The sequence below is a fragment of the Clostridium psychrophilum genome (assembly GCF_018861705.1).
In the GTDB taxonomy this organism is placed as follows: Bacteria; Bacillota; Clostridia; order Clostridiales; family Clostridiaceae; genus Clostridium_AD; species Clostridium_AD psychrophilum.
This window is the reverse complement of sequence record NZ_JAHLEC010000134.1, coordinates 1-7,915: the sequence shown is the minus strand read 5'-3', so window position 1 is coordinate 7,915 and position 7,915 is coordinate 1. Positions and strand designations below refer to the sequence as shown.

7 protein-coding genes are annotated in these 7,915 nt (G+C 27.7%); 3 read left to right on the top strand and 4 right to left on the bottom strand.

What is annotated here, in order from left to right; translation table 11 throughout:
- Positions 1–638: 638 nt before the first annotated feature.
- Complete coding sequence (locus KPL38_RS17215) at positions 639–971, bottom strand: hypothetical protein (RefSeq protein ID WP_216290373.1); 333 nt, start codon at positions 969–971, stop codon at positions 639–641.
- Positions 964–1,854 carry a ParM/StbA family protein gene (locus tag KPL38_RS17210; protein ID WP_216290372.1) on the bottom strand — a complete coding sequence of 297 codons (891 nt, stop codon included), beginning with the start codon at positions 1,852–1,854 and terminating at the stop codon, positions 964–966. Before KPL38_RS17210 ends, KPL38_RS17215 begins: the two co-directional genes overlap by 8 nt.
- A 1,435-nt stretch (positions 1,855–3,289) precedes the next feature.
- Between KPL38_RS17210 and KPL38_RS17205 the strand changes: the two genes are divergently transcribed.
- The 3 genes from KPL38_RS17205 to KPL38_RS17195 all read left to right on the top strand — a co-directional run bounded on the left by KPL38_RS17205 (position 3,290) and on the right by KPL38_RS17195 (position 6,096).
- Positions 3,290–4,090, top strand: coding sequence for a ParA family protein (locus tag KPL38_RS17205; protein ID WP_216290371.1), 801 nt, complete (start codon positions 3,290–3,292; stop codon positions 4,088–4,090).
- A 2-nt stretch (positions 4,091–4,092) separates the two neighbouring features.
- Positions 4,093–4,554, top strand: coding sequence for a hypothetical protein (locus KPL38_RS17200; RefSeq protein ID WP_216290370.1), 462 nt, complete (start codon positions 4,093–4,095; stop codon positions 4,552–4,554).
- Positions 4,555–4,902: 348 nt separating this feature from the next.
- A complete protein-coding gene (locus tag KPL38_RS17195; protein ID WP_216290369.1) occupies positions 4,903–6,096 on the top strand; it encodes a replication initiation protein in 1,194 nt (397 codons plus the stop codon).
- A gap of 819 nt (positions 6,097–6,915) precedes the next feature.
- On the opposite strand, the gene KPL38_RS17190 is transcribed toward KPL38_RS17195, so the two are convergent.
- Both KPL38_RS17190 and KPL38_RS17185 read right to left on the bottom strand, forming a co-directional pair.
- On the bottom strand, positions 6,916–7,299 hold the full coding sequence (locus tag KPL38_RS17190; protein WP_216290368.1) for a PadR family transcriptional regulator: 384 nt from the start codon (positions 7,297–7,299) through the stop codon (positions 6,916–6,918).
- Positions 7,300–7,571: 272 nt separating this feature from the next.
- A partial coding sequence (locus KPL38_RS17185; RefSeq protein WP_216290367.1) for a Tn3 family transposase occupies positions 7,572–7,915 on the bottom strand: 344 nt, incomplete at its 5' end.

The following is a 7,915-nucleotide window of genomic DNA, read 5'->3' as shown; positions in this document are numbered from 1 at the left end:
AAGAAGGAAAAGATTGAATCGCCATAGTAGTACTAACGCGGCATCGTTCTTAAGCTTGTTTCAGAAATTGAGCAATTTTGGTGGCTATCATCATTTGAGTATATACTTATGGTGATAGTTTTGGTCGGCTCAACATCTGAATCCAAACCTATTCAAAACACGAACTTTTATAAAATAAAAAATATGTAATACTTTTGTATCTGTTTGAAATTATACAAAAGTAACCCCTAAAAAATTATTATCATGGGTTACTTACTATACATTAACAAATTATTCTAAGGATTGAGAAACATTCGAGAACCCTTATTAAGTTTTATTCATTTCATAACATTGTATAAGGCAATACATTTACGTAGGATATTTGTTCAAAATTAAATTTACCATATGATCAGTTTAAACCTTACTACCAAATACTCTCACTACATCAATCAATGGATGAACTTTAAAATCTTTATTTGTATTTTCACTTTCTTGTAATACTTTGTTTGCAAAATCCAATATATTATCAAATTTATATTTGGGACTTTTCTTATATCTACATTCTTTTACTTTGTTTAATATTTATATAAAATCCATCTCTTAAATTTTAATATAAAAAAGTAATACATAAAACTACTTATTACTTTTGTACATAATTATTATTTTAAATTTTTTAACACGCCTTTAATACTTGCTTTTTGTGAATTAGATATTTTTATTTTTTTATTATCTTTTGCATCTAAATCAACTTTAGTAATGCTCAACTCTTTTAAAACTTCCTTTATCATTTTTTTCAACTTAGCTTCATCAATATTTGATTTACTTTCAATATTTTCTTCAGCTTGCTCAACATGTTTTTCCATATCTTGTTCAATCAAATTTTTTATATAAGAAGCAAATGCAATATCTTGTTTTTCAGCATAGTCCAGTAATTTACTATCTCTTGGTTTTGAAAGATTAAATGGTATTGGTTTGCTTTTCCTATTATTCATCAAACTCACTATTTGCAACTAATTCATATATATTTTGATTAATAGCCTGACAATTTTCTACTAATTTAATTACTGGAAATTGTTTTTGCCAATATGTTAAAGTGTCTGCTCCACCGCCACCAATAAGATAAATTTCAGAAGCATTCTTAACTTTAAAATCATTTTTGATAAATGAAGCTATTTCCATAATATGATTTTGAACAATCGATCTTATATCTGTAATATCAGTTTCTTTATTATCAATAATTACACTTCTTTTATTGATGATTTTTTCAATTTCAGAAGGCTTAAAATCTGCACCCTCCTTATTTGCGTTTAGATAAGAAGTTATTTCTGCATACATCTTATTCATACCTTCTATATATGTTGCACTTGTTGTTATTCCTAACTCTTCCCATTGTGTTACATTTATGGTTCCAGCACCATTATCTATAACCAAAACATTTGATTCTTCTTGTGATTTAATTGGGTATGCTCCTTCAATAAAAATCAAACAATTATTAATTCTTATTGTACACAATTTATCATCTACTTTTATCTGTTGTTGTCCTAATTCCAAAATATATTTTTTAATTTTCTCGCTAAACAGTTTATGTTTTTTTTGTGGCAATCCTATAACTAAATTAACATCAATAAAATCTTCTTTTGTACTAAGAGCTATTGCTGTTAATAAACATAATTTATAATATTCTTCAAAATATCTATTATCTCCTATAAAAGAAGCACCTTCACCAACTATATATCTTGTTCCTTTGAACTCCAATTGATGAATTTCTTTTTTTATTTTACCAAAATGTATTATTTCACCAACTTTTACCTTACTGGCAAACTTACCTTCATTAAATTTTGTATAACCATTTCCGATGTCTATTCCTAAATTCATATAAATCCTCCTATATTTAATAAGTATATACAATGTATGTACTTATTATTATTTTTTTTTAATATACTAATATTATAATACAATGTATATGCATTGTAAATACTTTGTATATACTCTCTGTTACTAATTTAATGATTATATGTTACATGTATATAATATATATATACTATATATGTACTGTATACATGCATACATATCAACCAAATATATTACTCTTCATTTATTCAGTAACAATTTGATTATGTATATTATAAAAATAAAATCAAATTAATTCTAAAACAATTTAGTTAACAATTTCAGTTACCTCCTTCTTATTTTACCATAATAGTATTTTTTCCCTAATTTTTCAAAATCATTAGTACTTTGTTTTTTTACCCTGCTCTTTATTATGTACTCTCTTATTTAACTGTTTCTTTCTGTTCATATTAGCTTTTTTGTTTTTAATTATCAAATTAGTAAAATAAATATTAACTTTTCTAATGTTGTGGGTCCATTTTTGATTCAATTGTCTATCACTGATTATATATATCCTAAATTCTTACCATTCTTCATTGTTGCAAGAACTATAGCATTATTTAACAACTCTTTTCTTACTATACTTGAAACCTTTTAAGTATTTTTAATTCCCTATTGCTTGCTTATTTTACTAGAAATGCAAGCTCTATATGTATTAATAACTTCCTGATCAACTTACATATCATTGATGGTTTCTTCAGTGGCCTTGGATTTTCCTGTTTAGGTTCAATGTAGTTTATACCAACAGTTTGAGGAACTTCATAAACAATATAAAGATAATTTTTTAGTTATCATTTTTCATTTCCCAATCTCTCCCTAAGAATATAATCATTTTGGGTAAGCTCTTTCATTGCAGATAAAGTACTGTCAGCATCATAACTTGAATAGTTAGATAATTCATCAACATATATTTAACATCCTTTAACCCAGTATTGTCTCAATAACAAACTAAAATTATTATGTATTTTAAGAAATAACTTTTATAAAGAAGCTATATTTTCTAGACAAATATCTCAAAATTGATCTATTCAAAACTATTATCTATAATAGCGTTAAATGCGTGGAAGCTATTAAAGCACATAAACCTATAAATGATTATATTAAAGATGGAAAGTATGCTGATTCATATAAAGAATTGTCCGAATTATTTTTTAAATATTACAATAAATGTTATATTATTTATTGTAATATTAATAATATTTTTAATAATATTTATAGTTTTATTAACATAAATATTAATTATTTTATTAAATAAGTATTACAAATAGTATTACTAATATTATTATAATATGTGTTCAATTATTATGTTACATGTTTTGTTCAATATTATATTAAATATTGTATCATCCGTAATAATGTAATATAATATTATTAATTAGTAATAAATAAAAAACCACTGATAATGAAGGGGGAGCTATAAATGAGTAAACCAAAAATATTGTCCTTTGCAACCATGAAAGGTGGCACAGGAAAAACCAATGTAGCATTTAATTTAGTAGGTTTCCTTGCCAAGGAGAATAAGAAAGTTCTCGTGATGGATTTTGACTCTCAAGGGAATATGTCTAGTAATTTCTATCTAAACCAATTGGTTGAAAGTTATGATTCCATTAGCGATGTACTGGAAAATGATATTGCTCCTATAGATGTAATCATAGAACATCCTATTGATGCAATGCCTACGGTTGATATAATACCTAGCGATAAAGAACTTACCGCTACTGAAATGAGACTAATCTCTAGACAAATGAGGCACGCAATCTTAAAGCGATGGTTAAAGAAGTATAAGGATTGCCTAGAAAAATACGATTATATAATATGTGATACCCCACCTGCTTTGAGCCTATCAAATATAAATGCTTTATTTGTTAGTGACAGCATTATTATTGTCTCTTCAATTGGGATGCACTCCATACAAGGTGCAATGAATATAATTGGACAATGGGAAAATCTCTGTGAGGGACTTGAAATTGGAAATAATATTATAGGCTTATTAATAAACAAATATGATAAACGAGTAAAAATTTCGAAAGAATTTATAGATTATGTAAATCACAATCCTCTGCTTAAAGAATTATCATTTGATACTATAATACCAAATAATATAAAACTAGAAGAGACATCAATGGTTAATTTACCTATTAGCTACTATAATGTGAAAAATGTAGGTTATAAAGCCTATATAGAATTTGTAAAAGAATTAAAAGAACTGGAGGCAATATAATAATGGCAGTAAATAAGAATAAGCGAAATATGTTTAGCAACGTCCTAGGAACAGGAACTCAAGAACTCAATCCTCTTTTACAAGAGAAAGAAAAAAACATACCTAAAAAAGATATAGAGAATGTCAGTCAATCTACACAATCTAAGATAGATGATAAGCCTGCAATAGCTAACCCTAATAAATCTGATGAGAAAATAGAGACATCTACTATAGCTCAAGTTAAGAAGAAGCTTGAGACAAGACATAAATCAACTAAAGACACTATACGAATTAGCATTAAGCAACCAAGTAAAGATGCTAAGAGACACGTAACTTTTATTCTAAAAGAATCCACAGTAGCCTTAATTGCTCAATATTCGGGTTGTGGGACAGGTAAAGATAGGACAGGCTATAATAAATCGGAGTTTGTAGACATGATGCTTGTGAAGGCTATAAACGCCATGATTTTTGATGAGAAAGAATAACAGGTAAATATATACTATATTTTACTCAAACTAAATGTCTTTTGAAAAGAGAATAAGGTATAATATAATCAATGAAATAGATGCATAAATAAGGTTATCCACAACTATAAGTAAATCCTCGTGTAGTTATTTAAGAGAGTTTAAAAAAGTTTAAAGAAGTTTAAAGAGTTTCTCCTCAATCCGTGGATTGATATGACTGTGATTGAATGGGTTTACTATAAGGAAAACCTACCAAACTATAAGGAAAACCTACTTTTGTATATGAAAAACCTACTTTTGTATATGAAAATACTACCAAACTATATTAAAAACAGGAAAATTGTCAGAATTTTTCGAAAGGTGGATATAATGGAAATAATTAAGAGCGGCGTTAAGAAAAGAGAAATTTTAAAATCCAATAGATTAATAGAGGGTAGTTATAAATTTACAACGAGCGAAAATAGACTAGTAGATTTAGCTTTGATGAAATTGGAAGTTATAATGCTTGATAAAAATTTGTCTGCAGAGGAGGTCGCAGCTCTTATAAAGAAAGCACAATTTGAGGAAATAACAATCTATGTTTCAGACTACAAGAAAGAATATAACATTAAAAACAATACAGTATATGAGGAATTAGCTAAGAGTGCAAATAGACTATTAAAGAGACAGCTAGTATATAGCGAAAAAGGCAGATTGATAAAAAAAAATTGGGCGATAACCTGTATTTTTAATGATGATGAAAATTCAATAAGCATCCAGTTTCATCCCGATTTAATTGCTGACCTGCTGATGTTCAAAGGGTGTTATACTCGATTTGATTTTGATGTTAGGAAGTACATAAAAAGTTTTTACACATGCCGTATATATGAATTGCTGAAACAATATGAAATTTACGGAACAAGAACCTTTACATTAGAAAAATTAAGATTCTTATTAGGAATTGATGACAACGAGTATCCACTATGGTCAAACATAAGACAAAGTGTTATTCTACCCGCTGTCGAAGGAATAAATAAGAAATTAGACCTTTATGTTGAATGGGAGTCCAGTGGTGCGAAAAGGAAAGTAGAAAATGTAAGCTTTAAATTTCGAAAACAAAAGAGCAAGATTGAAAATAGAGACCAAATTGGGTTATTCAATCAAAAATCCTCAATCCCTGAAGATATAGATTACAATATAATTGCAGAGTTTAAAGAATTACTGGGAGTAACCATAGGCGTTCATCAGATTGATAAATTCATGAAAGATTCTGCTAAAGCAATTAAGCAATATGACCTTAATATATCTGTGAAAGAATATATAGCACAAAAGAAGATAGTGGTAGATAATTATGCAGAGAAACATAATGTGCCTTCTTATATCGGGGCGATGGTACGAGCAGTTCAAGAGAATTGGGTTCTCAATTTCAAATCGCAAGCTAAAGGCGCATTTAATAATTACGAACAAAGAACATATGATGGCTCTGATGGTAAAATGGATTTTAGGCAGTTAGAAAAGAAATTATTAGGATGGGACAAATCTGCTGATGATGAGGTAGCTTCTACTTTATCCGAGGAAGAATAGAAATATATAAAAATCCTACTTAAGACAGACTGAGTATAAGAAAAACATACTTAAAACGGGTTACTATAAGGGAAACCTACTAAAAATGGACAAACTATAAGAAGAATACACCTAAAATAAGGGTTTACTGTATGGTTATAGGACTAATAATGATGAATAGTGGTAGGTTTTCCTTATAGTTCGAAAATAAAGGGAGGTTTTTCTTATAGTGAATTATAGTTTAATCATAAGGATTCAAAAACCAAAAAGCCAAAGTAACTGGTGAAACATATATAATATTCACAGAAAAAGGCAAAAGAATATTTCGTGAAGAGATTAATAAATTTTCAATATGATGAGTATACGTAAGGCTTTAAAAACCCCTGTTATAAAATATGTTATGAAAGGATAGAATGTTTATGAATAATAAACCACAACCCAATTAGCAACCGATTAAGAATATGCCTATGATTGCAAATTTATAGACAGTCAGTTAACCGATGCTAAAGAATAATATATAACACTCTTGAAAGCTCGTAATAAACCTCATGTGTTGAATGATGCTATTGTGCAACGTACATATACAGAACAACTTATTTTACTCAGGTATTTGGAATATTCCTGTTCCTTTTGGCTACAGCTATGTTCTGTATACCCACTTAACGAACGTAATCATTTGTGCTGATCTACTACATTTATTTTGTAGGGTTAATTTTTTAGTTGTGTTTCCATTTATATACTCATAACAGCGATATGGTTAAAAGTTACAAATGCATTACAATGAAATATTTTTTTATAAAAGTAATGTCTATTATGACATTGTCATAATAGACATTACTTTTATAATTTATTACCATATATCTTATTTAATACTCCCTGTGTAATAGCAAGGGATTCGTCTAATAATGGTTTATATATTAATTTTATACCCTTGAAATGCTTTATTCCTTCATCTGTAATTTTATAATTCCTGCGAGTCTTTTTATCGGGTACATCCCACCAACCCTTTAACCACATGTTTTCTTCCATCTGACGAAGTAGTGGATATATTAGCCCATTACTAGGTTTCCACATATAATTCATTATTTTTTCTATCTTAGCAGATAATTCAAAACCATAGCAACTTCCATCTTTAATTAAAAAATCTAATATCATGATTTTTACTATGTTAGTATTATTTAATTTTGATGACTGTCTGTTACGTACGCTACCTAAATCATTCATTAAACTAAGCCCCCCCATATATATCTTTAATCTCTACTCTGAATAAACCTTAATAACATAAAAAATAAATTCATAAATAGAATATAATCCTTTTCTATATCCATTATATCCATCATTAATTATACTATCTAGTGTTAATAATAAAATATCTAAAATTCTAAATTCTGTATTTATTACTAAAGGGGGTAGTGCTCGCAATTTGTGCAAAAGTCCCATTAAGAAAAAACAGTTATCATAAATTCAAGTTAATTGAAATAGGTAACTGTTTTTTATTAGATTGATTTTAATGGTCTCATATTATTTACTAAATCATAATCACAATTATCATCAAAATTATACTGTCCAATAAAATTTATATGTTCCCATCCTAAAGGAGATATATGCTTCATATATAATTCATTAACTTCTTCTGTTTCTTTTAGTTTCTCAATAGCTTTAGGTAAATATAACGTATTCCAAAGAGTTATTGAATTTATAATCATGCTGAGAGCAGTAGCTCTTTGTACTTGTCCTTGAATATCTTTCTCATAAAGCATTCCGTGCTTTCCAAAAAATAAAGCTCTAGCCAAAGCATTTATTGCTTCACCTTTATTTAATCCAGTATTGATTTTCCTTC

Excerpts from the sequence above, each read along its gene's own strand:
- KPL38_RS17190 (WP_216290368.1), bottom strand. The coding sequence starts at position 7,299 with ATGAATGATTTAGGTAGCGTACGTAACAGACAGTCATCAAAATTAAAT.
- KPL38_RS17210 (WP_216290372.1), bottom strand. The coding sequence starts at position 1,854 with ATGAATTTAGGAATAGACATCGGAAATGGTTATACAAAATTTAATGAA.
- KPL38_RS17205 (WP_216290371.1), top strand. The coding sequence starts at position 3,290 with ATGAGTAAACCAAAAATATTGTCCTTTGCAACCATGAAAGGTGGCACA.
- KPL38_RS17200 (WP_216290370.1), top strand. The coding sequence starts at position 4,093 with ATGGCAGTAAATAAGAATAAGCGAAATATGTTTAGCAACGTCCTAGGA.
- KPL38_RS17215 (WP_216290373.1), bottom strand. The coding sequence starts at position 971 with ATGAATAATAGGAAAAGCAAACCAATACCATTTAATCTTTCAAAACCA.
- KPL38_RS17195 (WP_216290369.1), top strand. The coding sequence starts at position 4,903 with ATGGAAATAATTAAGAGCGGCGTTAAGAAAAGAGAAATTTTAAAATCC.